Raw genomic sequence first — 24,475 nt, 5'->3', positions numbered from 1 at the left:
CGAGCCCGCGCCCGTAACGCCTGGGGAGATCGGACGATTTGATCGCGGTGAACGCTCGTCCCCAGGGTCAGGCGCGCTCGGGATCGGTGCGCCAGACGCGCCAGCTTTCGACGGCCGAGGCCAAGCCCGCGACGATCACGGCGATCATCATGCTGTGGAAGCCCCAAGGCAGCGGCGCGAACGGCGTGGCAAGTAGGCCGACAACGCCGATCAGGGAAAACAAGCGCCCAGCCAGACGGTTGGACTTGTCCCAGGCCAGGCGGCTGCGAAGCGACCAATAGGTGCGCACGCCCACGACCGGATTAGGCTTGGCCCGACCCAGAAACGCGCCCATGCCCAGCAGCAGCAGGGCTATGCCGCCCATCATCATGCGCAGGAACGGGCCATCACCCGCGCTGCCCCCGCCGAGTTTGCCGAACGTCATCGCCGTCATCAGCAGGGCGACAAGCGCCGGCGCCGCCAGGCCGACAATGCGGCCGAGCCGGTAGGTGAACCGCTCTGCGGCCGGATCGCGGACTTGCCGCTCCATCACCGCACAGAAGATGGAGATGGCGCTCGCCACGACGCCCATGGTCGCGATAACGATAGCCATGTCCAAGCGGTCGCCCCATCGGTCGACTTGGCCTGCAGCATTGAAGTGCATTGGCAAAGGCCCCTCTGGCCCAGCGCGCCAGACCATGGCGGCCGCAGCAAGGATTCCCGCCACGGTGACAATCGTGGCCAGGTCCATCAGACCAAAGCCTGTCCCGGTTTCGCGCCTGTCGCTGTTGCTCGTCATGCCTTGTTCTCCTCAGTCTCCGGCGCGGTCGAACCTTCGCCGGTTCCCATCAGGTCCATCATGAAGGCCAGGGCCTCCTCCACCGCCGAGATCACCAGGCGATAGCGAACGGAGGCCCCCTCCTTCTCGGTCTCGACCAAGCCCGCCGCCTTCAGCGCAGCAAGATGCGCGGTGACGGTGGGCCAAGCCATGTCGAAGCGTGACGCGATGTCGCCGGACGCCAACGGACCGTCACGCAACATGGCGACCATTCGGCGGCGGGCAGGGTGTGACAGCGCCTTGAAGACCTCGTTCATAGCAGGAGTTAGTGAATTAGCTAATTGACTAAGTCAATCGAAATCGAGGTTCCTCAGATGCCGACTTGGCGGGGCGCCGGGCGAGCGCCATAAGAGCGCCCGTGTACGTCCCTCCCGAATCCCCCGAGCTCGAGCGCGCGCGCGACGTCCTGCGCCGTACGTTTGGTCACGCCGACTTCCGGGGCTTGCAGGCCGGGGTCATCCACGAGCTGCTGACCGGCCACAGCGCCATGGCGGTGCTGCCGACAGGCGGCGGCAAGAGCCTGTGCTACCAGATTCCGTCGCTGATCCGGCCGGGCCTGGGTCTGGTCATCTCGCCGTTGATCGCTCTGATGGCCGACCAGGTCCAAGGTCTGCGCCAGGCGGGCGTGGCGGCCGAGCGGTTGGACAGCAACATCTCGCTGGACGAGCGGTCCGACATCTGGCGGCGCATCGACGCCGGCGAGGTTGACCTGCTCTATCTGTCGCCCGAAGGCCTGATGCAGCCCTGGATGCTGGATCGCCTGGCGCGCACGCCGCTGGCCCTGATCGCCGTCGACGAAGCCCACTGCGTTAGCCAGTGGGGTCACGATTTCCGGCCCGAATACCGGATGCTTGGCCGGCTGGCGGAGCTGTTTCCCGACGTGCCGCGTCTGGCTGTCACCGCCACCGCCGACGCCCGCACCCGTGACGACATCCGCGCGGAGCTACGCCTTCAGGGCGCGGCCGAGTTCGTCGACAGCTTCGCCCGTCCGGAACTGGCGCTCAGCGCCGAGCGGAAGCGCGGCAAGGGCCACGATCGGGTCGTCGAACTCGTCCTGGAGCGCCCCGGCCGATCGGGCGTCATCTACGCCGGCTCGCGCGACGGGACGGAAAAGCTGGCCGAGCGGCTCAATGCGGAAGGCGTCCCGGCTCTCGCCTATCACGCGGGTCTCGACAAGGCCGTCCGCGCCCGCCGACTGGAGGACTTCCTTGAGGCCGACGCCGCAGTGATGGTCGCCACGATCGCGTTCGGCATGGGCGTCGACAAGCCCGACGTGCGCTATGTGATCCACGCCGATCCGCCGGCCGCCATCGAGGCCTACTGGCAGGAGGTCGGCCGCGCCGGACGCGACGGTCAGCCCGCCGAGGGCATCACCCTCTACGGCTCGGCCGACATGGCCTGGGCCGGTCGCCGGATCGAGACCCGCGAGGCGCCCGACGAGGTCAAGCAGGTGCAGTCGCGCAAGCTGCGCCAGTTCTACGCCATGCTGGAGGGCGTCACCTGCCGCGCCGCCGCCGTGCGTCGCTATTTCGGCGAAGAGGGCGTGGGTCGCTGCGGGGTCTGCGACATCTGCGTCTCGCCGCCGACCGGGATCGACGCCACGCAGGCCGCCCAGAAGGCGCTGTCGGCCGTGCATCGCCTGGGCGGGCGGCTGGGACGTGGCCGGGTGATCGAGCACCTGATGGGCAAGACCAAGGACGTCACCCCTCAGGAAGCGCAGTTGCCGACCTTCGGCATCGGGCGCGAGTTTAGCCAGCCGACCTGGCGCGATCTCTTCGACACCCTGATCTTCGAGGGGCTGCTCCGCGAGGATCCCAATGACGGTCGGCCGCTGGTGGGCCTGGGCGATGTTGAGGGCGTGCGGCAGGTCTATCGCAACGAGCGCAAGGTCGCGCTGCGCCAGATGACCGACGCGCCCGACAGCGGCGGTCGCGCGGGCGGGGGCGTGCGCAAGCGTCGCGAGGGTCGCGCCCTGACCATTCCGCCCGAGAACCAATTGCTGTTCGAGGCCCTGCGGTCCTGGCGCAAGGAGCAGGCCCAACTGCAGCACGTGCCCCCCTATGTGATCTTCCATGACGCCACGCTGGCCGAGATTGCGGCGGCGCGCCCGACCACCCTGGCGACGCTGGGAAAAGCGGGCGGCGTGGGCCAGGGCAAGCTCGATCGCTATGGCGAGGCGGTTTTGAAGGTGGTTCGAGAGAACTAATCGGCGCGCGGCGAGTTTCCATGGCTCTAGCCGAGGAACCTCCCCCATGACCGACATCAGCAGCTTCACCCCGTCCGACCTCAGCAACGTCGCCGACGGCGCCGCCAAGACCGCCGCCGAAAAGACCAAGCGGGCCAAGGAGGCCGCGCTGGACGCCGTGAAGGCCGCTCGCGAAACCGCGACCGAAGTCGCCCAGCAGACCCGCACCTTCGCCACCGAAAAGGCCCGCGCCGGCGCGGCCTGGACGAGCGAGAAGGCCAAGGTCGCCCACCATGTCGCCGAAGACCATCCGATGGGCGTGGCGCTGGGCGCCTTCGCGATCGGCCTGGGCCTGGGCTTCCTGATCTCGCGCAACCGACACTAAGAGCCAGCGCGTGGCGGCGGTCTTCGCCCGGGCTTAAAGACTGAGACGCTCGGCGTTCACGCCGGCCGCCCGCCAGGCGGCCAAGCGCCCGAACGCCAGCGTCAAGGCCTTGCGCCGCGCGGGCGCCAGCGGGGCCAAGGGCGCCTCGCGCACCACCGCCCCGCCAAAGCCGTCGGCCACCACGAGGCCGGGCTCTTCGGGCAGGATTCCTTCCGGGAAGCTGGGCGCGACCGCGAAATAGAACGCGTCGCAGAAAGGTGCGTACTCGCCCCACTTCCGATCGACACGGAAGTCATCCAGCCCCGACTTCACCTCGACGATCAACACGTCGCCCTTGGGTCCAAGAGCCATGAGGTCAGCGCGTCGCCCGTTGGGCAAGGTCACCTCGGCGAGGGGCGCATAGCCCAGGTCGACAAGCAGCCGCGCCGCGCCGCGCGTCACGGCCAGCGTGGTTTCGGGGCGGGAAGTCGCCAGTTCGATGATCACGTCCATCGCGCGCGATCATGTTCCAGCTTTGTTCGCGGATCAAGTCGCCGCTCGGCCAAGCGGCGCCTAAGCGTCCGCCATCTGGCGTTTCAAGCGCCCTCCCCCTAAAGACGGGCTATGTCCGGCCCCCGCGCTCCCATCCTGCCCTATGCGGCGCTCCTGGCCGCCATCATCACGCTTTGTGTGGGGACCTCGTTCGCCAAGACCCTGTTCCCGCTGGTCGGCGCCCAGGGCGTCACCGCCTATCGCGTCGGCTTTTCGGCCCTGATCCTGCTGGTCGTCTGGCGGCCCTGGCGCCACCCGATTTCCGGCGCCGATCTGGGCAAGGTGGCGATGTACGGCGCGGTGATGGGCGCGATGAACCTGTGCTTCTACATGGCCATTCGCACCATTCCGCTGGGCTTGGCCATCGCCATCGAGTTCATCGGACCTCTGGTCCTGGCGATCGCGTATTCGCGTCGCCTGATTCACCTTGTCTGGATCGCCCTCGCGATCCTGGGGCTCGGCCTGCTGCTGCCGATCAATCCCGGCGCCAAGCCGCTCGATCCCGTGGGCGTCGCTTATGCCTGCGCCGCAGCGGTGATGTGGGCGCTTTACATCATCCTCGGCAAGCGGACGGGACATCTGCACGCCGGACGCTCGGTGGCGCTCGGCATGACCACCGCCGCCCTGATCGTTGCGCCCGTTGGCCTGGCCTCAGCCGGGGCGACGCTGTTTGACCCGAAGATCGCCGCCCTTGGGCTCGTGGTGGCGGTGCTGTCGAGCGCCATCCCCTATTCACTGGAGATGATCGCCCTGCGCGGCATCCCCAAGCGCAGTTTCGGCGTCCTGCTCAGCCTGGAGCCCGCGGCCGGGGCCCTGGCGGGTCTGGCGATCCTGCACGAGCGGCTGGTCCTGACCCAGTGGCTGGCGATCGCCGCCATCGTCGCAGCCTCGGCCGGAACGATCCTCACCACGCCCGCCGAGGCGGTCAGCGAAGACGTTCCCTAAAGCTCAGCGCTGTCCGCCGCGCGCGACGAACCAGCCATTGCGGAAGCTCTGGTCCGCCTTGCCATAGAGGAAGGGAGAACCGTCGGGCTGGGTGAACGCGCCGCCCGCAGCGACCAGCACCGCATGGCCGGCGGCCGTATCCCACTCCGAGGTCGGGCCGTGACGCGGATAGATGTCGGCCGAGCCCTCGGCGATCCGGCACATCTTGATCGAGCTGTCCATCGGCGTGCGCAGGTCAAAGCCGTACTCGGCCGCCAGCTCCGTCGCCTTCTCCTCACGCATCGTGTGGCTGATCAGGCCGAGCGCCTGGCCGGTCGGCCAGGGCCTGACATGGATCGGCGTCACGGCCGCGTCCGGACCGGCGCGCTTGGCCGCGCCTTCGGCCGTGGTGAACCACACTTCTCCGGTGGCCGGCGCACAGACCGCGCCCGCGACCGGAACGCCATGCTCGATCAGGCCGATATTGACCGTGAAGTTCGGATCGCCGCGGACGAAGGCCTTGGTGCCGTCCACGGGGTCGACCAGAAAGAAGCGCGGACCGATCGCCTCGGGCGTGCCGAACTCGCTGGCGTCTTCCTCCGAGATCACCGGGATATCGGGATAGAGCGTCGCTAGGCGTTCCAGAATCAGGCGCTCACCGGCGCGGTCGGCCTCGGTCACCGGGCTCTCGTCGGCTTTCTGGGCGACGGCCAGCTCCGTCCGCCAGAACGGCAGGATCACCACCGCCGCCTCCTCGGTGATCTTGGCCAGCACGCGGCCCCAGTCCGCCAGATCCTGAACCGTCGGCTTGTCGTCGCTCATGCCTGCCCCCGAGGGTCGTCGCCGACAAAGACCAGACGCACCCGCGTGGCGTCGATGGTCTGCTTGCCGGCCTCTTCGAAATTCACCGTGACGCGATGTCCGATCACGGACTGCACCTGCCCTAGGCCCCAGTCGGGCTGGCCAGGATGGCGCACGAGCACGCCGGGCTCTAGGAACGGATCGATCACGGCCGCTTCCATAGGGCCTGTCCGCGCGCGATGAAATGCGCGACCGGCCAAACGGGCGCGTTATTTTCTCGAAACGGTGATAGTCGCGCGGCGCCGGCGCGTGGTTTGCGAAAGGCTCAAATCACGGCAAAGTCCGCCGCTATGACCGAGACTGTCACCGAGACCACCGCCCCCGCGTCGCCCGAACTGGATGTCCAGGGCCCCGACTTCGCCGCCATGCTGGCCGCGCGCCTGTGTCACGACTTCATCAGTCCGGCCAGCGCCATCGTCTCGGGCCTCGACCTGCTGGACGACCCTTCAGCCCAGGACATGCGCGACGACGCCATGAACCTGATCGCCTCGTCGGCCCGCAAGCTGGCGGACCTGCTGCAGTTCACGCGGGTGGCGTTCGGCGCCTCGGCTTCGGCGGAAAACTTCGACTCACGCGAGCTCGAGAAGCTGGCGCAAGGCGTCTTCGCCCATGTCCGCCCCACCCTGGAGTGGCAGATCGAGCCGCAGGCGATGAACAAGCCCTCGTCGCGCGCAGTGCTGAACATCGCCCAGATCGCCGCCAGCGCCCTGCCGGCCGGCGGCGTCGCCACCGTCAAGGGCGTGGCCGCCGACGGTCGCTTCTCGATCATCGCCGACGCCAAGGGGCCGCGCGCGCGGCTGCGCCCCGAAGTTCTGGCCGGTCTCAAGGGCGAGCCCCTGGCCGAGGGTCTGGGCGGTCCGTGGGTGCAGGCCGCCTATCTGAACGCGCTGGTGCGGGCGGCCGGCGGTCAGATCGCCGTCGAGATCGCCGAGGAGCGCGCCTCGATCGCCGCCTGGGTTCCCGCCTAGCTCACAAGATCGCGCGCCCGATCCGGGTTTTAGCAAACCGCTCCTTAACCAGCGGCTGCGCATGGTGCCCGCCTGGATTGGAGCGCGCCGTGAAGACCTGTCTGGTGGTCGACGACAGCCGGGTGATCCGTAAGGTCGCCCGCCGAGTCCTTGAGGACATCGGCTTCGAGATCGCCGAGGCCGCCGATGGCATGGAGGCCCTGGCGTGGTGCCGCGCGGCCATGCCCGACGCGGTGCTGCTCGACTGGAACATGCCGGTCATGAACGGCATCGACTTTCTGCGCCAGCTGCGAGCCGAGCCGGGCGGCGCGGCGCCCAAGGTCATATTCTGCACGGTCGAGAACAGCCCCGACCACATCCGCGCGGCCCTGGAGGCGGGCGCGGACGAGTACATCATGAAGCCTTTCGACGGCGACATCATCGAGGCGAAGTTCGCCGAGGCGGGCCTGCTGTGACGCCCGAGGACATGGACCTGCTGGCGGCCCTCGGCCGCGCCCGCGCCGGCGCGCGCATCGAGACCGAGAAGCCCTATCTGATCGAGAGCCGCCTGGCGCCCCTGGCGCGACGGGAGAGCTATGACTCGATCGACGCGCTGATCGCGGCGTTGCGGAGCAAGCGTGAGGAGCGCTTGATCTGGGCGGTCGTCGAAGCGCTTTGCCGCAGCGAAACCCGGTTCTTCCGCGGGCGCGAGACCTTCGCCCAGCTTCGCGACCAGGTCCTGCCCGCGCTATCGCAACGCCGTCGCGAGACGCCGATCAGGATCTGGAGCGCGGCCTGCGCGACCGGGCAGGAAGTCTATTCGATGGCCATCGCCGCCGCCGAGGCCCAAGGCCTGGTTCCGGGCGCGCGCTTCGAATTCTTCGGCTCGGACCTCTCCGAACGCAGCCTCGAGAAGGCGCAGGCCGGCATCTACACCCAGTTCGAGGTCCAGCGCGGCCTGCCGATCCGACTGCTGCTCAAGTATTTCGAGAACCAGGACGACACCTGGGTGATCTCACCCCGGATCCGCCAGATGGTGCGCTGGAAGCGGATCAACCTGCTGGCTGATCTGTCAGCCATGGGGCGGTTCGATGTGATCCTGCTGCGCAACGTTCTGGGCGGCATGGAGGCCTCGCTGCGCGGCAAGGTGGCCCGTGCGTTGGCGGCGCTGCTGCCCGAGGACGGCGTCCTGGTGCTGGACCCCGAGGACGACGCCTCGGAGATCGACGAACTGCTGACCCCGGCGCCTGGCGGTCGCGGCATCTATCTGCGTGACCCGTCCATTCGGGCGGCGGCCGCCGCATAGGCTCTTCCCGGGGCGCGCGCCAGCCAGGCGCCGCCCACGAGGCCGCCCAAGGCTTCACGCAGTTTCGCCGGTCGGCCAGCGGCCCCGGGCGTCAGCGCCGCGAGCGCCGGCGCCAGTTTGCGAAACAGGATGGGCGGGGCCTCCGGGCCGATGATCGCCTGCCGCAGGTCCATCAGATCGACCACGGTCCGCACAGCCTTGCGCCACGCCACCGGCGGATGGCTGCCGTGGGGCGGCGGGGCGCGGCAGTCGGAGAAGTCCGGGCGCAATCCGCAGCCCGCCTCGATCGTCGCCTCGACCTCGCGGGCGTAGGTCTGGTCGCGGGCCAGGCGGTCGACATCGACGACCAGATCGGCGTGCGGCAGCGCCTTCAGGTAGGACCGCAGCCACACCGCCAGGAACGCCTGAAAGGAAATGCTGGCGGGCGCGCGTTTGAGCCGGGCGCGGACTGTCGCGATCCGATCGGCCAAGGGCGCGCCGCCTTCAAACCCGGCGCCCAGAAGCACGCGGGAGACGTCCGCGCAGCCGGACATTTCCGACAGCAGGACATAGTGACAGAGCTCGAAATAGGTCGGGCGCGGGCGGCGACGCAACGAATAGAACGACAGCCACTGCTGAACCGGGTCGCGGATCAGCACGATGTGGAACCCGCCAAAGCGCCGCTTCAGCCACCCTGCACGGCCCAGGGTTCGACAGCAGGCCAGCACCGGAATCTCGTTCCGTTCCCGCGCGGCGGCCACCAGGCCCGCGACATAGACCTGCTGTTCAAGATCGCTGGCGCCGGGCTCGATCCAGAAGCGGTCCAGGGCGAAACCCGGATCGAAGCCTCGCACGCCGCCGGAGGGATCAAGAACAACCTCGAACTCTCGCAAGTAGGGCGTGTCCCCGCCCGGATGGCGCAGGCCGCTATTGCTTGGGGTTTCCGCGCGGATCGTGGCGGCGGTGACGCGCGCCAACTGCTCGTGCCAGGGCTCGTAATACGCCCGCACCCCGGCCAGCGCGCGGAAGCGATGCCAGACATAAGTGCTGGAGCAGCGCCAGCCGCTGTGGATGAAGACGGTAATGTCGTCGGACGTGGGCAAGCCGTTGAAATCCCCAGAATGGGGAAGCTTCGCCTTACATCTTTTCAACCCTATATCGTGATCGCCACCCAAGATTGCATCGACGACACGTAAGGTCACATCTGGACACAAAAAAGGGCTCGCCGATGTCCGGCGAGCCCTTCTTGGAAGGCGCAGCGCTAAGCCTAGTTGCTCTTCACGTCGCGCGCCGTGTCCGTCACGGCCTTGCCGGCCGACGAGACGTCCTTTCCGGCGCCTTCGACGGTGTTGCAGGCCGCCACCGAAAGCGAAGCGGCCAGGGCGGCGAGGATCACCAGTTTACGCATGCTATTCTCCGCTGTTCGTCCGGGCCGCAGGCCGCGGGACGTATGAACCGTTGCCCATGTAGAACGCCAGCGGCGAAGCTCGGTTCCGCCTCAGACCACCGCGTTCACCGCCTGTGGGGTCGGAAAGGTCAGGCGGACGGTGAGGCCGCGCGGCTCACGGGTTTCGAACGCCACCGCGCCGCGCAGCTGGCGGGCGAAGGCGGTCATGAGCGTGCGTCCCACCCCGCCGCCGAGGCTGTCGGCCGCGCCCGGGCCGTCGTCGCTGATCGACAGCTCGGCCTCGTCGCCGCGAACGTGGAAGCCCACGACCAGCGTCCCGCCCCCAGGCCCGAAGGCGTGCTTCTGGGCGTTGGTGATGGCCTCGACGGCGAACAGCGCGATCGGCGCCAGACGGTCGGGATCGATGACCAGCGGATCGGCGTGAACCTCGGTCCGCACCAGTGCGCCCGCGCCGCCGAACCCGCCCATGTCGTTGGCGAGAAGTTGGGCGGTGAGTTCCTCGAGGAACGGCCGCAGGTCCACCCGCTTGAGGTCCGGCCCCTGGTAGAGCGCGCGGTAGATCTGCGCGAGCGCGGTGATCCGCTGGCGCGTGTCGTTCATCGCCGCCTTGGCCGCAGGATCGGCCAGCGCCCGCTGCTGCATGTTCAGCAGCGAGGTGATGATCTGGAGATTGTTCTTCACCCGGTGATGGATCTCGCGCATCAGCGCGTCCTTCTCGGCCAGGCTGTCCATCAACGAGGCGTCGCGGGTGACGATGGCGCCGGCCATGGCGTCCAGCGTGTTGGCCAGCTCGCGGATCTCCGGCGGCGCGCGCTCGGCCTGTAGCGGTCGCACCGTAAAGCGCCCCCGCGCGTAGATCGCCGCCACGCGTTGCAGGTAGACGATCCAGCGGATCACGCCCCGCTCGGCGGCGTAAAGCACCGCCCCCAGCGCCAGGGCGAAGGCCAGCAGCGGCAGCAGCAGGCGGGAGATCGGATTAATCGAAGCCCATGACAGCAAGCCGGGCGACGGCGCCGACAGGATCACGAACACCTTGTCGTCGACGAGCGGCGCGGCCGAATAGTTGCGGTGACGCCCCGCCAGATCCTCGCCGCTCCACAGCACCGACTTGTCACGCGCGGCGATGTCCCTCCAGCCACGGTCCGGCTCGCCGAACGCCCGGGGGTTGGTGGTTGCGAAGACGCGGCCGTTGGAATCGGCCAGGGCCACCTCCGCGCCGTTGGGCATGAACCGGCTCGTGGTCTGCAGCTTGAGCTCGCGCAAGGTCAGCACGGCGGCCATCGCGCCGTCGAACCGGTCGGGACCTCCCGCCCGAACCGCTGCGAGGACCGACGGCTCGTCGGCGTAGACGGCGCCCGGCGCAGCGGCGACGATCATGTCCTCCCCGCTGCGCAGCGCCTGGAACCAGGGTCGTGCGCCGCGCTGGGTGTCGTAGGGCGTGGTCGCGGCCGCGCAGGCCACCCGTCCGCGCGCGTCGAAGCGGATCAGGTTGGCGTAGCCGGGCAGGCGGGCGCGAACATCGGCCAGCCGCTGGGCGCACTCCAGACCCACCGAGCCCGGACCCAAGGTCTGCAGGAGCACCCCGGCCGCCTCTATGCGGGCGCGGGCGATCGTGGCGCTGTGACCCGCCGCCAGCTCCAGGCTCTGACGACGCGCGTCGGCCTCGGCGCGGAAGGCGAAGATCGACTGCAGCCCGCCCAGGATGAGGACAGGCAACAGCGCCACGCAAAGCGCGAGGGCCAGACGCACACGGATGGAATTGGCGGCGCGCGCGGCGCGGCCGGAAAGGGCGTTCACCGCGGCGAGCTCAATCGCTCCGCGTCGGCCAGGATCGCTCGCATCGCATCCCCCGCCGCCGCCCCGTCGCGGTCATAGGCTCCCGTCTCGAGGATCGCCTGCAACGCCCGGCGCGCCCGGCTGACCCGGCTCTTCACCGTGCCGACCGCGCAGTTACAGATCTCGGCGGCTTCCTCGTAGGCAAACCCGCCCGCGCCCACCAGAATCAGCGCTTCGCGCTGCTCGGGCGGCAGCATGGTCAGGCCTTGACGCAGCTCATCCAGCGCCACCGGCGCCTCGGGGTCGTCCACCGCCACCAAGGTGCGTTCGGCCGCCTCCTGGTCGAGCTGGCTCTGGCGCCAGCTGCGGCGCTTTTCCGAGTAGAATTGGTTGCGAAGGATCATGAAGGTCCAGGCCTTCATGTTCGTGCCCATCTGGAAACTGCCGCGGGCGTCCCACGCCTTCATCATGGCGTCCTGCGCCAGATCGTCGGCGGCGGTGGGGTCGCCGGTCAAGGTGCGCGCGAAGGCCCGGAGATGCGGGATCAGGGTGACGAGCTCGCGCTTGAACGCATTGTCCCGCACCGGGTCGGGCGCCGAACGCCCAACATACGGTTGGTCGGCGCTCATTTTTCGCCCGCCGGCGGCTCGGCCTTGCGCAGGATGTCGAGAAACTCGTCGGGCACCGGCTCGTTGACGACTTCGTCGAACATCTGGCGCAGGCGAACTCCGATCGCCTGCTGGCGAAGTCGCGCTTCGTCAAGCGCCGCAGCGCTCTTGCGTTTGTCTTCCATGGGTACGTGTTCGATCATGTCCTCGACGCCGAAGCTTATCGGCGCCCGCCCCCTTTGGCCGAATGTCTTTCCGCCAGACGACAACGTGGTTTTCCGTACCCGGTTCCATAAGCTTGGGCATAAGATGGCAAAAATCCGCGCGCGGCGGAACCGTCCAGTTGAGGGGGCGTTATCGACCTTCGACGGAACGGCGTAGCTTCACCGTTCGTTGGTAGGTTTTTGAAGACATCGAATCGGGAGGGGTCATGAGTCTTCTTGCTCGTCTGGCGCCGCATTTGCCTTACATCCGCCGCTACGCTCGCGCCTTGACCGGCGATCAGACAACGGGCGACCATTATGTCCGCGTCGCGCTGGAGGCCCTGGCGGCCGGCGAGCTGTCGCTTGACGCCGATCTGTCGCCGCGCGTGGCGCTGTATCGGGTTTTCCATGCCATCTGGCTGAGCTCCGGCGCCCAGCTTGAGGCGCGTCGCGACGAGGCCTCGCTGACCGGCGACGACGCCGCCCAGCGCCTGATGCGCATCGCGCCGCGCTCGCGCCAGGCGTTCCTGCTGACGGCCCTGGAAGGGTTCACCCCCACCGAGGCCGCCCAGATCCTGGACTGCGACTTCGGCGAGGTGGAACGCCTGATCGCCGACGCCCAGGCCGAGATCGACGCCGAACTGGCGACCGAGGTGCTGATCATCGAGGACGAGCCGGTCATCGCCGCCGACATCGAGGCCCTGGTGCGCGAACTGGGCCACGAGGTCACCGACATCGCCGCCACGCGTGGTGAGGCCCTGGAGGCGGTCGCCCGCCGCACGCCGGGCCTTGTTCTGGCGGACATCCAGCTAGCCGACGGCTCGTCGGGCATCGACGCGGTCAAGGACATCCTGGGCCGCATGGACGTGCCGGTGATCTTCATCACCGCCTTCCCCGAACGCCTGCTGACCGGCGAGCGACCGGAGCCGACCTTCCTGATCACCAAACCGTTCCAGCCGGAAACGGTGAAGGCGGCGATCGGTCAGGCGCTGTTCTTCCATCCGCGCCGCACCCGCAAGGCGGCCTGAAAGTCTTAGGACCACCTGCTAACGGAAACGGCCTCCCGCAGGGGAGGCCGTATTTCTTTGGGGGCCTCGGCGAGTACGATCAGCGCGGCGGCTGCTTTGTCGGGCGCAGCATGCCGACGTCATAGCCCAACGCCTTGGCGCGCGCGGTCAGCGCCGTCCGGTCCGCGTCCGATGGCGGTTGGCGCGACAGCAGCCACAGATAGCGACCCGAGCCTTCGCCGACGATCGCCCAGCTGTAGTCGTCGGCGTGGTCCATGATCCAGTAGTCGCCGAAGAACGGGCCAAAGAAGCTGACCTTGAGCTTGGCGTTAGTAACTGTGTCGACGACCTTGGCCTTGGCCTCGGCGGTGCGGACCGGACCGTCGACCGCATCCTGGCGGCACGTGTTGAGCACACGGATCAGGCCGTCGGGACGCTTGGAATACTCGGCGGTGACGCCCTCGCAGCCCTTCTGGAAGCGCATGTCGTAGCGCGCCACCTCGTACCACTTGCCCAGATAGCGATCGAGCTCGACCGACTTGGCCGGCTGCGGCGGGTTGGGGTTGCCGACCGGCCCGGAGGCGCACGCGCCCAGGGTCGTGGCCAGCGAAAGAGCGAGGGGCAGGGCGAGCAGCGACGTGCGCATGGAACCTCCAGGAAACCTAGCGTGCCGGTACGCGCGGAGAGGTCCGGCGGATGTCGGCGGCTGACGCATCGTGCGGAAAAGTGGAAACCGGCTTTCCGCAAAACGATGCGAAAACAAAAGAGTCGGTCCAAAACGACAACCGCCCCGCCGGAGTTCCGGCGGGGCGGCGCGACGTCGAGAGGTGTGGGCGCTCTTACTCGGCCGCGATGCTGACCGGCGCGACCGGCCGATCCTTGAAGTTGATGGCTTGCAGATAGCGGATGCCTTCTTCGGCGATGTCGTCGCCGACCATCCGCTCGCCTTCGCTCTTCAGCTCGGCCAAGTCCACATACATGGCGTAGAAGGCCTTGGTGCGGTCGGTGATGATGCCGGCGTTCAGCAGGGTCTTGACCAGCACCCGGAAGATGTTGGTCTGCTCCTTCATGTTCTCCCGACGCACGTCGTCGGTCATGATCTTCCCGTACTCCTCGACCACCTTGTCGGGATCCAGGCCAAATTCACGGTAGAGATCCAGCTGTTGGTGCGGCGAGACCAGGTTGAACAACAGGGTCTGGAAGCAGTGCGCCGCCCAGTCCTCGATGATCGCGTGTTCCTCTGGCGACAGCTTGGGCACGGTGCGGTCAGCCCAGATCTTCCCGAACTTGTGGTGGAAGGCCTCGTCGGTCATCACCAGCTGCAGCAGCTTCTTGCCGACCGGGTCGTTGATGTTGTTGTAGAAGGTGGCGAAGGCGCCCATGGCCAGGCCCTCGACCAGCATCTGCATGCCGATGATCTTCTTGTAGACCTCGGGCGAGCCGATGATCTCGACCAGCAGGGTCTTCAGGGCCGGACCGCACTCGACCGGACGACCCCAGCGCGCCTTGATGTACTTGGCGAAGGCCGTGACGTGGCGGGCCTCTTCGCGGGTCTGGTTGGCGGCGTACTCCTGGGCGCCCTGGTCCTTGAGCACGTGGCACAGGCTGGCCGACAGGTTCAGCGCACCCTGCTCGCCGTGCAGGATCGACGAGAAGTTCCGCAAGACCGACTGGTTGATGAACCGGACGCGCTGCTTGGGGTCCGACAGATGGTTCGAGACATAGTCGGTCGACAGGGCGATGACCATTTCCTCGGGAACCAGCGGTTGGTTCTCCATGTCGAACGGCTCGTCGAAATCAATATAGGCCTTGTCCAGCGGATCCCAGAAGTGGTCGTGGGTCGCGGAGATGATCTTGTCGAACGCGGTCGAGCGGTTGTTGTACCGGTCAAGTTCGAGCATCGACTCGAAATCGTCCGGCGCCACCGCGTCGTACATGGCGTCCTTGGTGATGTTCTTGTCCGTCATGGCGGCGCTCCCTAATTCGGCCGATCGACTGGGATCTGGGATCGCCGAGGTCCGTCTTGCGCGGACCTTCGGCTATCTAAACAGTGTCAACTCAAGACTTGATCGCGGTCAAATGAAAAATGACGCCGCCGTCAGGTTCGCTTCACGAGCGTATTGGGAGGGATCATGAACCTGTTCGTTCTGACCGGCGCCGGCGTCTCGGCCGAGAGCGGGCTGGGCACCTTCCGCGACAAGGACGGCGTCTGGACGAAGTATGACCTGAACGAGGTCGCGACCCCGCAGGGCTTCGCCCGTAATCCGGCCCTGGTGCGCGATTTCTACAACGCCCGTCGCGCCAACCTCGCCGAGGCCCGGCCGAACGCCGCGCATGAAGCCCTGGCGCGCCTGGAGGCGGGCCTGGCCGCACGGGGCGGGGCGCTGTTTCTCTGCACCCAGAACGTCGACGACCTGCATGAGAAGGCTGGCTGCCGGCGGGTCGTCCACATGCACGGAGAGCTGGCCGTCACGCGCTGTCATCACTGCGAGGCGACCTGGCCGGACCCGGGTCCGCTGTCGCCCGACACCGTCTGCGCGACTTGCGGACGCGACGGCGGCGCCCGACCCCACGTCGTCTGGTTCGGCGAGATCCCGCTGTTCATGGACGAGATCGAGGACGCCCTCTCGCGCGCCGACCTCTTCGTCTCGATCGGCACCTCGGGCTCGGTCTATCCCGCCGCCGGTTTCGTCAGTGAGGCGCGGGCGATGGGGATCGCGACCTGCGAGATCAATCTGGAGCCGTCGGCCAACGCCTACGTCTTCGACGAGAAGCTCTACGGCCCCGCCACCGAGGTCGTGCCGGCCTGGGTGGAGCGGCTGCTGGCCAAACTCTAGGCCAGCCGCGCCACGCCCCATTCGCACCAACCCAGAGGTCGGGGCGTCTTGGGCATGTAGCGCTGTTCGACCTCGTCCAAATGGAAGCCTGCCGCCGCGACAGCGCTCGCGACCGGACGCGTCAGGTGGCACCCGCCGGCAATCCGCTTCCACAGCGGTTCCAGGCGGCGCTGCCAACGTGAGACCTCGGCGTCGGGCGACAGGCCATGCTCGCAGAACAGGAAACGTCCATCGGGGCGCAGCACCCGCCGCGCCTCGGCCAAAACCGCTGTTGGCGACCGCACCGAGCACAGGGTGAAGGTGCACAGCACGGTGTCGAAGCTGGCGTCGCCGAACGGTAGACGCTCGGCCTCGCCGGCCTGGATGTCGACAACAAGGCCATCTGGACGCGGCGCCTGCCCGGCGATCGCCCGCAGCTCTGGCGAGGGATCAACGCCCGTCACCCGCGTGGTCTTGGCGGGGTCATAGTAGGCGAGGTTGAGGCCGCCGCCGATCCCCAGCTCCAGCACCTCGCCCTCGGCGCGCGGGGCGACACGACGTCGCTGGGCCTGGATCGCCGGCGCGCCGCAGGCGCAGCACAATAGCTTCGGCAGGATATTGCGCTCGTACCAGCTGGCCATGTTTGGTCCTCCCCGCGCAAGGAGAGCGACCCGGCGGGCCTGCGGTCAAGACACGCCGGATCAGGCGCGCCCTTCCAGCGCCGCCAGCACCGCCGGCTGCAGACGCGCCAGTTCGGCCAGCCGCTCGACCAGCGCCTCGCGGCTGTCCAGGGCCAGGCCATCGCGCAGCCGGGCCATCCGGTCCTTAACCTTACCAAGATCGGCGGCGTTGGCGGCGCTGACGACCGCCGCCTGATGCTTGCACGCGCCAAACTTCTCGAAGCCCGGGCAGGTGCAGGTCCCCTCGCCCGCAGGCGCCCACAGCTGGACGACGTAAAGATCACCGACGCTGCCGGTGACGTGGGCCGTGACCTTGTCGTCCTCGATCGACACGAGATCGACCGCGCCCGCCTCGGCCATGGCCACGCCCGTGTCGAACCAGCGCTCGTCCATGCGTTCGCGCCAGGCTTCGGTGTCGAAGAAGCTCATGCCTCGTCCTCGATGCGGTGGATGTCGTCGTCCGACAGGCCGAATGGTGGCCGATCTCATGGATCAGCACATGGGTGATCAGATCCCCCAGGCTGACGTCGCCGCGTTCGGCCCATTCGTCCAGGATCGGCCGGCGATAGAGAAAGACCCGCGACGGCTCGGCCCCGAAATCCAGCACCGAGCGGCTGCTCAGATCCACGCCCTGATAGAGGCCCGTCAGCTCGAAGGCGTCTTCGATGCCGAGACTGTCCAGGACCTCTTCGCTGGGGAAGTCGTCGACCCGGATCACCACCTCGCCGGCGAGGTGGCGGAATTCGGCGGGCAGGTCGTCGAAGGCCTGCTTGGCCAGGACGGCGAAATCGTCGAGCGATGGGGCGAGGCGATCGGACCAGGTCATCAGGCTCACATAGAGCGATTGGCGGTGATCGCCATAGGCTCGCCGCCATCTCGGACGACAGATCGTCCGTCGCAACGCAGAAAACGCGACGCAGGGCCACACCCGAGCTTGATCGCCCTCTGGTCACGGCCCGACTAATCTGGGATTCTGATTCGAGGACCCGCTGGGGTAGCGACGCGCCTGATGACTTCGTACGACCTGATCCTCGCGGCGGCGGCCGGCGCGGTGTGTCTCGCCCTTTCCGTCGCCCTGTGGTCCCACGGGCAGCGACGGAACCTGGAGGCGCGCATCGCTGCGCTCAAGACGCGCCTGATCCAGCAGGGCGGCTCTGACGACGCCCCGGCCTGGCTCGACGCCTTCGACACCACCGTGGTCGCGGTCGAGGCCGGACAAGCCGCTCTCGTCGCCGGGGGCGAAGGCCTGGCGGCGTGCGCCAAGGCGCTGGGCGCGCCCGCCGAGGTCTCGGCCGTGGTCGCGGCGCTCGGCGACGCCGATCCGAACTACGCCCAGAAGCTATCGGCCCTGTTCGAGCGGGGCGAGCCCTGCGTGTTCGAGGTGCGCGGCCCCAGCGGCCTCGTCTCGGTCGAAGGCCGCGCCGCCGGCGCGCTGGCCTGGCTGCGTCTGACGCCGATCGACCGCGCGGACTCGGGCCTGCCCACCGCCGCCCGCTTCGCCGCTTTCGTCGACAGCGTCGTCGAGCCGTGCTGGATCGCCGGCGCCGACGGCCAGGCGATCTGGGGCAACGCCGCCTTCGTACGCGCCGTGGGCGCGGGCTCAGCTCAGGGCTCGGCCCTGGCCGGCAAGAGCTTTGATCGCGGCGCCGACGCCGTGGTCGTCGAAGCCGCGAGCAAGGGCGAACGTCGCGAGGCGCTGCGCTGGATCAATGTCGAGGGCCGTCGCCGCGCGTTCCGCCTGTCGGCCCAGCCGCTGGACGGCGGCGGCGTGGGCGTGTTCTGCGCCGACGTGACCGAGATCGAGGACGTCCGCGACGCCTTCAAGAAGCATGTCGAGGCCCACGACGAGACGCTGAACCACATCGCCGAGGCCGTGGCGATCTTCAGCCAGACGCGCCGTCTGTCGTACCACAACACCGCCTTCGCCGAGCTCTGGGGCCTTGAGCCGGCGTGGCTGGCCGACCGCCCGACCCACGGCGAGGTGCTGGACCGCCTGCGCCAGCGCCGCCGCCTGCCCGAGACCATCGACTACGCCGGCTGGAAGGCCGCCGAACTGGCGCGCTACGAGCACCTCGGTCCGCAGGCCGACGACCTGTGGGACCTGCCCGATGGTCGCACCCTGAAGGTCGTCCGCCAGCCGCACCCGCTGGGCGGCATGCTGCTGATCTATTCCGACATCACCGGCGAGCTGCGCCTGAAGGCCCAGTATAACGCCCTGATCCAGGTGCAGCAGGCGACGCTCGACAAGCTGAACGACGCCGTCGCCGTGTTCGGCTCGGACGGCCGCCTGCGCCTGCACAACGAGGCCTTCGAGACCTTCTGGAACGTCACCCCCCACGCCCTGGAAGCGGCCGGCGACTTCGAGGGCGTGGTCGAGCTGTGCGTGCCGCGCCTGCACGACCTGTCGTTCTGGCGCGAGCTGAAGGGCCGGGTCGCCGATCCCGATCCGCAGATGCGCGCCCCAACCTCGGGCGAAGTGCGGACCTCCGACAGCCGCATCGTGCTGTACCAGAGCCGGCCGCTACCCGACGGCGCGACCCTGATCGCCTTCGCCGACGTCACCGACACCCGCGACCTCCAGAGCGCCCTCGCCGACCGCTCGGCCGCCCTCGCCGAGGCCGAGCGCCTCAAGCGCGACTTCGTCGGCAACGTCTCCTATGAGCTGCGCACGCCGCTGACGACCATCATCGGCTACTCCGAACTGCTGGAGCGGGCCGACGGCATCTCCGAGCGGGGCCGCAATCACGTGGCGGCCGTGCGCGCCGCCGCCACCCAGCTGGCGCGCTCGATCGACGACGTGCTGGACATGGCCCAGATCGACGCCGGCGAGATGGCGCTGGAGATCGAGGACATTCGGGTCTCCGACCTGCTGCTGAACGCCCAGGAGCGCGCCCTGAAGGACGCTCAATTGGGCGGCGTGACCCTGGCCGTCGAGTGCGACGAGGAGGTCGGCCTGATCCGCGGCGACGGCAAGCGCCTGGCCCAGACCCTGGACCACCTGGTCGAGAACGCCCTGCGCCAGACCCCGCCCGGCGGCCGGGTCACCCTGTCGGCGCGCCGTGCGCTGGGGGAAGTGCGGCTGGACGTCTCCGACACCGGCCGGGGTGTGCCGTTCCACGTCCAGGCCCACATCTTCGACCGCTTCGTCGGCCGCGATCGCGGCGGGCCGGGCCTCGGCCTCGCGCTGGTCAAGGCGCTGGTCGAGCTGCACGGCGGCTGGGTGGCGCTAGAGAGCGAGCCGGGCAATGGCTCGACCTTCACCTGCCACCTGCCCGAAACCCAGCAGCCGGGCGCCATGCAGCCCGAACTCGGGTTCTAGCCGGTCGGTCCAGACGGGGCGGCGAAGCAATTTATTGCCCGCCCGAACCGGAAAAGGCCGCATCGCCGCATCCTTGTGCCTCCGAAGGCCTTTACGGAACGCATCGGCGCCGCTAGAAGCGCTGCCGATGTCCTTCGCCGCGACCAAAACTATTACCCGCAAAACGGCCCACCTCGGTGGGGCGGCGGGCGTGCGCGCGATCTAAGCGGCATCCTCGAACCAGCCCCGCCGATGCGCGGGGCGGCTCTCACTTCCAGAGACCACAAGCTCCCCGCGCTCCACACCTTCCGGAGACGCCATCCATGAGCTTCAAGTTTTCCCGATCCCATCCGCCCCACGTCGGCGTCGTCGGCGCCACCGGCCTGGTCGGCGGCATGATGCGCGAACTGCTGGCCGAGCGGGATTTCCCCCTCGCCTCGCTGCGCCTATTCGCCTCGGCCCGTTCGGCCGGCAGCAAGGTCGACTTCAAGGGCCAGACCATCGTGGTCGAGGACGCCGCCACCGCGGACTTCGCAGGGCTCGACATCGTGTTCTTCTCGGCCGGTGGCTCGACCTCGCGCGAACTGGCCCCGAAGGCGGCGGCCGCCGGCGCCGTGGTGATCGACAACAGCTCGGCCTGGCGCAGCGATCCGGACGTCCCGCTGGTGGTGGCCGAGGTCAATCCGCACGCCCTCTCGAACATCCCCAAGGGCATCGTCGCCAATCCCAACTGCACCACCATGGCCGCCATGCCGGTCCTGAAGCCCCTGCACGACAAGGCGGGGCTGAAGCGCCTGACCGTCAGCACCTACCAGGCCGCATCGGGCGGCGGCATGGAGGGCATCGAGGTCTTGTCCGAGCAGCTGCGCGCCGGCGCGGCCGGGGATCTGGACGGCCTGGCCCGTTCGCCGGACGCCGCGCCCCTGCCCGCACCCCGCAAGTGGGCCGTGCCGCTGGCCTACAACGTCGTGCCGCTGAACTATGTGCTGGGCGAGGACGGCTACACCGAGGAAGAGCTGAAGCTGCGCGACGAGAGCCGCAAGATCCTCGAGATCCCGGGCCTGCCGGTCAGCGGCACCTGCGTGCGCGTGCCGGTGTTCACCGGTCATGCGCTGTCGATCAACGCCGAGTTCGACGGCCCCGTCTCGATGGCCGAGGCGCTGGACCTGCTGGCCGCCGCGCCGGGCGTAGTCATCGACGACGTGCCGAACCCGCTGGCCGCCACAGGCCAGGACCCGGTCTTCGTCGGCCGCGTGCGTCCGGATCCCACCGTGCCGCACGGCCTGGCGCTGTTCGTCGTCGGCGACAACCTGCGCAAGGGCGCGGCGCTGAACGCGGTACAGATCGCCGAGGTCATGCTGGACGCTTAACGCGCCGCCCTTCCCCCGAAAAAGGGGGGAAGGGAGACCGCCCGCGATGGCTCTGCTAACACCCCGCCATGCTCACCGATCCCTTCTTCTACGCCGTGGCCATTCCTGCCGTGATCCTGCTGGGTCTGGCCAAGGGCGGCTTTGCGGGGATCGGCGTGGTGGCGGTGCCGATGATGACCCTGGCGGTCTCGCCGGTGATGGCCGCGTCGATCACCCTGCCGATCCTGCTGGTCCAGGACGTGGTCAGCGTCTGGTCGTTCCGGAAGAGTTGGGATCGGGGAATCCTGCTCCTGATGCTGCCGGCGGCGGCGGTGGGCATCCTCCTGGGCTGGGCCCTGGCGGCGCTGGTCGACGAAGCCGCCGTCGAGCTGGCGGTCGGCGCGATCTCGGTCGTCTTCGCCTTGCAGCGCCTCTGGGCCGAACGGGCGGTCAAGGCCAGCGAGCAGGTCGCGCCGGGCCCGGGCCGCCCCTGGCTGGGCGCGCTGTGCGGCGCGGCGGCGGGCTTCACCAGCCAGATCGCTCACGCGGGAGGCCCGCCCTTCCAGATCTATGTCCTGCCCCGGCGGCTGCCGCGCGACGTGTTCATCGGCACCAGCGCCATCTTTTTCGGCGTGGTCAACTGGATGAAGGTCCCGGCCTACGCGGCTTTGGGACACCTGACGCCGCAGGTGCTGGCCACTGCGGGCGTTCTGCTGCCGCTGGCGATCGGGTCGACCTGGGCGGGGGTGTGGCTGGTGCGCCGCGTACCGTCCGAGGGCTTCTACAAGGTGATCTACGTGCTGCTGGTGCTGGTGGGCGGCAAGTTGATGGTCGACGGCGCCCGCGGCCTTTTGGCCTGAGCGCGCTTTTCCGCGCCATCGTGTCGCCGCCGCCCTTTCCCGGCCACGATGATCGACGCTTATATGTCGCGGAACGAACTTATGCTTCGCGCGTACTGCAAGCCATCGGGGCCGGGCCATGACCGAACTCACCACCACCACTCAGACCACGACCGATCTCGTCGTCGCCAAGCCGGGTCGGCACTATCCGACCCCGGCCGCCAAGTGCGCGGACCTGGTGGTGCACCTGGCGGGCCTGGCGTTCGCGCTGATGGGCGGCGGCATCCTGCTGGGCCTGGCCTTCGGCCTGGGCAATCTTGGCCAGGTCGCGGCGGTCAGCATCTATACGGTGGGCCTCATCCTGATGCTCTCGCTGTCGACGGCGTACAACTTCGCCAAGGCGCGCTGGCGCCCGCTTCTGCGCCGCTTTGATCACGCCGGCATCTTCGTGATGATCGCCGCCTCCTACACCCCGTTCACCACCCAGAACCTGCACGGCTGGTGGGCCATCGGCATGACCACGGCGGTCTGGTCGGTGGCCGGGATCGGCGTGCTGGCCAAGCTGTTCTTGCCGGGCCTGGACAAGCGCTTCTGGGTCGGGCTCTACCTCGCCCTCGGCTGGCTGGTTCTGGTGGCCATCAAGCCGATGATCGACGGCCTGTCCTGGGTGGCCCTGCTGCTTCTGGCCATCGGCGGGATCGTCTATTCGACCGGGACCGTCTTCTACCTGATGCGGCGCCTCAAGTTCCGCCGCGCCATCTGGCACGGCCACGTCATCGGCGGCGCCGGCCTGCACTATGCGGCCGTGCTGGTTGGCGTGGTGCTGGCCGGCGCGCACTGATCCGGAGAAACGACGCGTGGACAAGGACCCGGCCGGCAGTTTCAGCCTTCAGGGCTTCTTCCGGGACTGGAAGTCCAACGACCCGCTGCGCGGCAAGCGGCTGCCCACGCCGCCGTCTGACCTTGCAGTGGAGGCGGCGGGCTTCCCGCGCGTGCGACTGACGGTCGACCAGGCCGACGACGCGCTGCGCCAGGCCGCCGATCGCCTGACGCCGATGCGCTCGCTTCTGGGCCGTGACGAGTTCAACATTCTGGCCTTGTCCGGCGGCGCGGCCGGCGGCGCCTATGGGGCGGGGGTGCTGGCGGGCCTCTCCAAGGCCGGAACCCGGCCCGACTTCGCGATCGTCACTGGCGTCAGCACGGGCGCCTTGATCGCGCCGCTCGCCTTCCTGGGCTCGGCCTGGGACGAGCGCCTGACCGACGCCTATACCGGCGGTCACGCCGCCGAACTGCTGAGCCTTCGGCGACTGGCGCCCGCGCTCAGCGCCAGCCTGTTCAAGGGCGAGTCGCTGGACGTGTTGGTCGAGACCTTCGTCGACCAGGAGATGATCGAGGCCATCGCCGCCGAGCACGCCAAGGGCCGCCGCCTGCTGATCGCCACCACCAATCTCGACAGCCAGCGCGCGGTAGTCTGGGACATGGGCGAGATCGCCCGCAAAGGCGGCCCCGAAGCGCTGAGCCTGTTCCGCGCCCTGCTGGTCGCCTCCTCCTCGGTGCCGGGCATCTTTCCGCCCAAGCTGATCGAGGTCGAGGCCGACGGCCAGATGTACCAGGAAATGCATGTCGACGGCGGCGTCGCCGCGCCGCTGTTCCTGATGCCTGACGCCCTGCTGCACTGGCGCAACCTGGGCTCGCGCCTGCGCCGCGGCCGCGTGCATGTGATCGTCAACACGGTTCTGGACCCGTCCACCCAGTCGACGCCGCCCGGCGTGGCGTCGATCATGGCGCGCAGCTTCGAGACCATGCTGCGGTTCTCCTACCGCCAGGCGCTCAGCCTGGCCGCCGGCTTCTGCGCCCGCCACAACCTCCCGCTCAGCGTGGCCTCGATCCCCAACACCTTCGAGGGCATGAATCTGCTGAAGTTCGAGACCGGCCTGATGCGCAGCATCTATGACGCCGGCTTCGAGCAGGCGGCGACCGGCGCGGTCTGGTCCAACGCCGTGGAGGAACAGAGCCTTTGGCGCGGCCTGTTCAGAAAGCAGGTCCCGCAGGCGGTCTCGGCTGGGACCGGCCTGGTGGTGCGCGATGAGAAACCGCTGGACGTCGCTCCGCTAGAGCCCTGAGATCGTCCGACAGTTGTCTTGGATTCGATCGGCCATTAGAAAATCGCGCTCGCGCAAGGCCATCCGCAGCGCACCTTTGCAGTGACCGCCATTGATCATTCGGGCGGCGCGTTGCGCCAGCAACTCTCGCTCGCCCTTGGCCGTCATCTTCACGTTGGTTGCCGGCGGATAGACCGCAACAGGCGTACGCGACGGGCCGTCGGTGGGCCCCATCGGCGCGGCGATGGCCGATGTCGCTGAGATCGCAAGCGCGAGACTCGTTAGGCAGAGAATACGCATGGGGTCCTCCAAACAACGCGTGTTGATTTGATCTGACAACCCTAGGTTGATGGCAACAAAACGCCTCACGAGCAACTTGAACGCAACCGGACAGATCACCTGACGATCCGGCTCAACGATCTGGCCACGTCGATCACCGACGAGGACAGTGCAC

General features: G+C 68.4%; 29 protein-coding genes and 1 pseudogene. 14 read left to right on the top strand and 16 right to left on the bottom strand.

What is annotated here, in order from left to right:
* Positions 1-67: 67 nt before the first annotated feature.
* Together CSW63_RS02765 and CSW63_RS02760 are read right to left on the bottom strand one after the other, a co-directional pair.
* On the bottom strand, positions 68-778 hold the full coding sequence (locus tag CSW63_RS02765; RefSeq protein WP_062096074.1) for an SdpI family protein: 711 nt from the start codon (positions 776-778) through the stop codon (positions 68-70).
* Positions 775-1,074: a metalloregulator ArsR/SmtB family transcription factor gene (locus CSW63_RS02760; protein WP_062096076.1), complete on the bottom strand. Its 300-nt coding sequence runs from the start codon at positions 1,072-1,074 to the stop codon at positions 775-777. The genes CSW63_RS02765 and CSW63_RS02760 overlap by 4 nt, the downstream gene beginning before the upstream one ends.
* A 101-nt stretch (positions 1,075-1,175) precedes the next feature.
* Between CSW63_RS02760 and recQ the strand changes: the two genes are divergently transcribed.
* Together recQ and CSW63_RS02750 are read left to right on the top strand one after the other, a co-directional pair.
* The gene (recQ, locus tag CSW63_RS02755; RefSeq protein WP_062096078.1) at positions 1,176-3,023 is read left to right on the top strand and encodes a DNA helicase RecQ; all 1,848 of its coding nucleotides are present in this window, start codon (positions 1,176-1,178) and stop codon (positions 3,021-3,023) included.
* A 46-nt stretch (positions 3,024-3,069) separates the two neighbouring features.
* A complete protein-coding gene (locus tag CSW63_RS02750; protein WP_062096080.1) occupies positions 3,070-3,387 on the top strand; it encodes a hypothetical protein in 318 nt (105 codons plus the stop codon).
* A gap of 33 nt (positions 3,388-3,420) precedes the next feature.
* Here the strand turns inward: CSW63_RS02750 and mmcB are convergent, their stop codons facing one another.
* Positions 3,421-3,879: a DNA repair putative endonuclease MmcB gene (gene mmcB / locus CSW63_RS02745; protein WP_062096082.1), complete on the bottom strand. Its 459-nt coding sequence runs from the start codon at positions 3,877-3,879 to the stop codon at positions 3,421-3,423.
* Between the two features lie 111 nt (positions 3,880-3,990).
* Between mmcB and CSW63_RS02740 the strand changes: the two genes are divergently transcribed.
* Positions 3,991-4,863, top strand: a complete 873-nt coding sequence (locus tag CSW63_RS02740) for a DMT family transporter (protein ID WP_062096084.1) — start codon at positions 3,991-3,993, stop codon at positions 4,861-4,863.
* 3 nt (positions 4,864-4,866) lie between these two features.
* Here the strand turns inward: CSW63_RS02740 and cysQ are convergent, their stop codons facing one another.
* Both cysQ and CSW63_RS02730 read right to left on the bottom strand, forming a co-directional pair.
* Complete coding sequence (gene cysQ, locus CSW63_RS02735) at positions 4,867-5,664, bottom strand: 3'(2'),5'-bisphosphate nucleotidase CysQ (protein ID WP_099502886.1); 798 nt, start codon at positions 5,662-5,664, stop codon at positions 4,867-4,869.
* A complete protein-coding gene (locus CSW63_RS02730) occupies positions 5,661-5,852 on the bottom strand; it encodes a DUF3553 domain-containing protein (protein ID WP_024265963.1) in 192 nt (63 codons plus the stop codon). Before CSW63_RS02730 ends, cysQ begins: the two co-directional genes overlap by 4 nt.
* A gap of 141 nt (positions 5,853-5,993) precedes the next feature.
* Between CSW63_RS02730 and chpT the strand changes: the two genes are divergently transcribed.
* The 3 genes from chpT to CSW63_RS02715 all read left to right on the top strand — a co-directional run bounded on the left by chpT (position 5,994) and on the right by CSW63_RS02715 (position 7,956).
* Entirely contained in the window at positions 5,994-6,671 is a 678-nt protein-coding gene (gene chpT / locus CSW63_RS02725; protein ID WP_062096088.1) for a histidine phosphotransferase ChpT, read from the top strand.
* 77 nt (positions 6,672-6,748) lie between these two features.
* Positions 6,749-7,126 carry a response regulator gene (locus CSW63_RS02720; protein ID WP_168193586.1) on the top strand — a complete coding sequence of 126 codons (378 nt, stop codon included), beginning with the start codon at positions 6,749-6,751 and terminating at the stop codon, positions 7,124-7,126.
* Entirely contained in the window at positions 7,123-7,956 is an 834-nt protein-coding gene (locus tag CSW63_RS02715) for a protein-glutamate O-methyltransferase CheR (protein WP_062096093.1), read from the top strand. Before CSW63_RS02720 ends, CSW63_RS02715 begins: the two co-directional genes overlap by 4 nt.
* On the opposite strand, the gene CSW63_RS02710 is transcribed toward CSW63_RS02715, so the two are convergent.
* From CSW63_RS02710 to CSW63_RS02690, 5 genes are all read right to left on the bottom strand, one after another.
* Positions 7,914-9,038, bottom strand: a complete 1,125-nt coding sequence (locus CSW63_RS02710) for a hypothetical protein (RefSeq protein WP_062096096.1) — start codon at positions 9,036-9,038, stop codon at positions 7,914-7,916. The genes CSW63_RS02715 and CSW63_RS02710 overlap by 43 nt on opposite strands.
* Before the next feature lie 164 nt (positions 9,039-9,202).
* Entirely contained in the window at positions 9,203-9,343 is a 141-nt protein-coding gene (locus CSW63_RS02705; protein WP_062096098.1) for an entericidin A/B family lipoprotein, read from the bottom strand.
* A 90-nt stretch (positions 9,344-9,433) separates the two neighbouring features.
* Complete coding sequence (locus CSW63_RS02700) at positions 9,434-11,140, bottom strand: sensor histidine kinase (RefSeq protein ID WP_062096099.1); 1,707 nt, start codon at positions 11,138-11,140, stop codon at positions 9,434-9,436.
* Positions 11,137-11,748, bottom strand: a complete 612-nt coding sequence (locus tag CSW63_RS02695) for a sigma-70 family RNA polymerase sigma factor (protein ID WP_062096101.1) — start codon at positions 11,746-11,748, stop codon at positions 11,137-11,139. The genes CSW63_RS02700 and CSW63_RS02695 overlap by 4 nt, the downstream gene beginning before the upstream one ends.
* Positions 11,745-11,930, bottom strand: a complete 186-nt coding sequence (locus CSW63_RS02690) for a NepR family anti-sigma factor (RefSeq protein WP_082749470.1) — start codon at positions 11,928-11,930, stop codon at positions 11,745-11,747. Before CSW63_RS02690 ends, CSW63_RS02695 begins: the two co-directional genes overlap by 4 nt.
* Before the next feature lie 227 nt (positions 11,931-12,157).
* Here CSW63_RS02690 and phyR point away from each other — a divergent pair, with 227 nt between their 5' ends.
* A complete protein-coding gene (gene phyR, locus CSW63_RS02685) occupies positions 12,158-12,958 on the top strand; it encodes an anti-anti sigma factor/receiver protein PhyR (protein ID WP_062096103.1) in 801 nt (266 codons plus the stop codon).
* A 79-nt stretch (positions 12,959-13,037) separates the two neighbouring features.
* Here phyR and CSW63_RS02680 read toward each other — a convergent pair whose 3' ends face one another.
* Both CSW63_RS02680 and CSW63_RS02675 read right to left on the bottom strand, forming a co-directional pair.
* Positions 13,038-13,583, bottom strand: a complete 546-nt coding sequence (locus CSW63_RS02680) for a lipocalin family protein (RefSeq protein WP_062096105.1) — start codon at positions 13,581-13,583, stop codon at positions 13,038-13,040.
* Positions 13,584-13,776: 193 nt separating this feature from the next.
* Positions 13,777-14,904 (bottom strand): ferritin-like domain-containing protein, encoded by a 1,128-nt coding sequence (locus tag CSW63_RS02675; RefSeq protein ID WP_062096107.1) that lies wholly within the window; start codon positions 14,902-14,904, stop codon positions 13,777-13,779.
* A gap of 153 nt (positions 14,905-15,057) precedes the next feature.
* Here CSW63_RS02675 and CSW63_RS02670 point away from each other — a divergent pair, with 153 nt between their 5' ends.
* The gene (locus tag CSW63_RS02670) at positions 15,058-15,774 is read left to right on the top strand and encodes an NAD-dependent deacylase (RefSeq protein ID WP_082749471.1); all 717 of its coding nucleotides are present in this window, start codon (positions 15,058-15,060) and stop codon (positions 15,772-15,774) included.
* On the opposite strand, the gene CSW63_RS02665 is transcribed toward CSW63_RS02670, so the two are convergent.
* From CSW63_RS02665 to CSW63_RS02655, 3 genes and pseudogenes are all read right to left on the bottom strand, one after another.
* Positions 15,771-16,394: a class I SAM-dependent methyltransferase gene (locus CSW63_RS02665; protein ID WP_062096111.1), complete on the bottom strand. Its 624-nt coding sequence runs from the start codon at positions 16,392-16,394 to the stop codon at positions 15,771-15,773. The two genes, CSW63_RS02670 and CSW63_RS02665, sit on opposite strands and share 4 nt — an antisense overlap.
* Positions 16,395-16,454: 60 nt before the next feature.
* Positions 16,455-16,862: an SWIM zinc finger domain-containing protein gene (locus tag CSW63_RS02660; protein WP_062096113.1), complete on the bottom strand. Its 408-nt coding sequence runs from the start codon at positions 16,860-16,862 to the stop codon at positions 16,455-16,457.
* Positions 16,859-17,259 (bottom strand): annotated as a pseudogene (locus CSW63_RS02655) (metallopeptidase family protein). The gene CSW63_RS02660 and the pseudogene CSW63_RS02655 overlap by 4 nt, the downstream one beginning before the upstream one ends.
* A 183-nt stretch (positions 17,260-17,442) precedes the next feature.
* Between CSW63_RS02655 and divL the strand changes: the two are divergent.
* From divL to CSW63_RS02625, 6 genes are all read left to right on the top strand, one after another.
* A complete protein-coding gene (gene divL / locus CSW63_RS02650; protein WP_062096114.1) occupies positions 17,443-19,752 on the top strand; it encodes a cell cycle protein kinase DivL in 2,310 nt (769 codons plus the stop codon).
* A gap of 127 nt (positions 19,753-19,879) precedes the next feature.
* Positions 19,880-19,957, top strand: coding sequence for a hypothetical protein (locus tag CSW63_RS02645; protein ID WP_127847006.1), 78 nt, complete (start codon positions 19,880-19,882; stop codon positions 19,955-19,957).
* 97 nt (positions 19,958-20,054) lie between these two features.
* Complete coding sequence (locus CSW63_RS02640; protein WP_062096116.1) at positions 20,055-21,101, top strand: aspartate-semialdehyde dehydrogenase; 1,047 nt, start codon at positions 20,055-20,057, stop codon at positions 21,099-21,101.
* Positions 21,102-21,169: 68 nt separating this feature from the next.
* The gene (locus CSW63_RS02635) at positions 21,170-21,940 is read left to right on the top strand and encodes a sulfite exporter TauE/SafE family protein (protein WP_062096117.1); all 771 of its coding nucleotides are present in this window, start codon (positions 21,170-21,172) and stop codon (positions 21,938-21,940) included.
* Between the two features lie 118 nt (positions 21,941-22,058).
* Positions 22,059-22,760 (top strand): hemolysin III family protein, encoded by a 702-nt coding sequence (locus CSW63_RS02630; RefSeq protein ID WP_062096118.1) that lies wholly within the window; start codon positions 22,059-22,061, stop codon positions 22,758-22,760.
* Positions 22,761-22,776: 16 nt separating this feature from the next.
* Positions 22,777-24,042 carry a patatin-like phospholipase family protein gene (locus tag CSW63_RS02625; protein ID WP_062096119.1) on the top strand — a complete coding sequence of 422 codons (1,266 nt, stop codon included), beginning with the start codon at positions 22,777-22,779 and terminating at the stop codon, positions 24,040-24,042.
* Here the strand turns inward: CSW63_RS02625 and CSW63_RS02620 are convergent.
* On the bottom strand, positions 24,031-24,420 hold the full coding sequence (locus CSW63_RS02620) for a hypothetical protein (RefSeq protein ID WP_137803505.1): 390 nt from the start codon (positions 24,418-24,420) through the stop codon (positions 24,031-24,033). The genes CSW63_RS02625 and CSW63_RS02620 overlap by 12 nt on opposite strands.
* Positions 24,421-24,475 lie beyond the last annotated feature (55 nt).

This window comes from Caulobacter sp. FWC26 (assembly GCF_002742645.2).
Lineage (GTDB): Bacteria > Pseudomonadota > Alphaproteobacteria > Caulobacterales > Caulobacteraceae > Caulobacter.
This window is presented reverse-complemented; position numbering and strand designations above follow the sequence as displayed.

Coding starts and splice junctions, on each gene's coding strand:
- CSW63_RS02705 (WP_062096098.1), bottom strand. CDS start 9,343: ATGCGTAAACTGGTGATCCTCGCCGCCCTGGCCGCTTCGCTTTCGGTG.
- CSW63_RS02645 (WP_127847006.1), top strand. CDS start 19,880: ATGTCCTTCGCCGCGACCAAAACTATTACCCGCAAAACGGCCCACCTC.
- CSW63_RS02680 (WP_062096105.1), bottom strand. CDS start 13,583: ATGCGCACGTCGCTGCTCGCCCTGCCCCTCGCTCTTTCGCTGGCCACG.
- CSW63_RS02630 (WP_062096118.1), top strand. CDS start 22,059: ATGACCGAACTCACCACCACCACTCAGACCACGACCGATCTCGTCGTC.
- divL (WP_062096114.1), top strand. CDS start 17,443: ATGACTTCGTACGACCTGATCCTCGCGGCGGCGGCCGGCGCGGTGTGT.
- CSW63_RS02760 (WP_062096076.1), bottom strand. CDS start 1,074: ATGAACGAGGTCTTCAAGGCGCTGTCACACCCTGCCCGCCGCCGAATG.
- CSW63_RS02750 (WP_062096080.1), top strand. CDS start 3,070: ATGACCGACATCAGCAGCTTCACCCCGTCCGACCTCAGCAACGTCGCC.
- CSW63_RS02695 (WP_062096101.1), bottom strand. CDS start 11,748: ATGAGCGCCGACCAACCGTATGTTGGGCGTTCGGCGCCCGACCCGGTG.
- CSW63_RS02635 (WP_062096117.1), top strand. CDS start 21,170: ATGCTCACCGATCCCTTCTTCTACGCCGTGGCCATTCCTGCCGTGATC.
- cysQ (WP_099502886.1), bottom strand. CDS start 5,664: ATGAGCGACGACAAGCCGACGGTTCAGGATCTGGCGGACTGGGGCCGC.
- CSW63_RS02740 (WP_062096084.1), top strand. CDS start 3,991: ATGTCCGGCCCCCGCGCTCCCATCCTGCCCTATGCGGCGCTCCTGGCC.
- phyR (WP_062096103.1), top strand. CDS start 12,158: ATGAGTCTTCTTGCTCGTCTGGCGCCGCATTTGCCTTACATCCGCCGC.
- CSW63_RS02665 (WP_062096111.1), bottom strand. CDS start 16,394: ATGGCCAGCTGGTACGAGCGCAATATCCTGCCGAAGCTATTGTGCTGC.
- CSW63_RS02675 (WP_062096107.1), bottom strand. CDS start 14,904: ATGACGGACAAGAACATCACCAAGGACGCCATGTACGACGCGGTGGCG.
- CSW63_RS02690 (WP_082749470.1), bottom strand. CDS start 11,930: ATGATCGAACACGTACCCATGGAAGACAAACGCAAGAGCGCTGCGGCG.
- CSW63_RS02660 (WP_062096113.1), bottom strand. CDS start 16,862: ATGAGCTTCTTCGACACCGAAGCCTGGCGCGAACGCATGGACGAGCGC.
- chpT (WP_062096088.1), top strand. CDS start 5,994: ATGACCGAGACTGTCACCGAGACCACCGCCCCCGCGTCGCCCGAACTG.
- mmcB (WP_062096082.1), bottom strand. CDS start 3,879: ATGGACGTGATCATCGAACTGGCGACTTCCCGCCCCGAAACCACGCTG.
- CSW63_RS02765 (WP_062096074.1), bottom strand. CDS start 778: ATGACGAGCAACAGCGACAGGCGCGAAACCGGGACAGGCTTTGGTCTG.
- CSW63_RS02640 (WP_062096116.1), top strand. CDS start 20,055: ATGAGCTTCAAGTTTTCCCGATCCCATCCGCCCCACGTCGGCGTCGTC.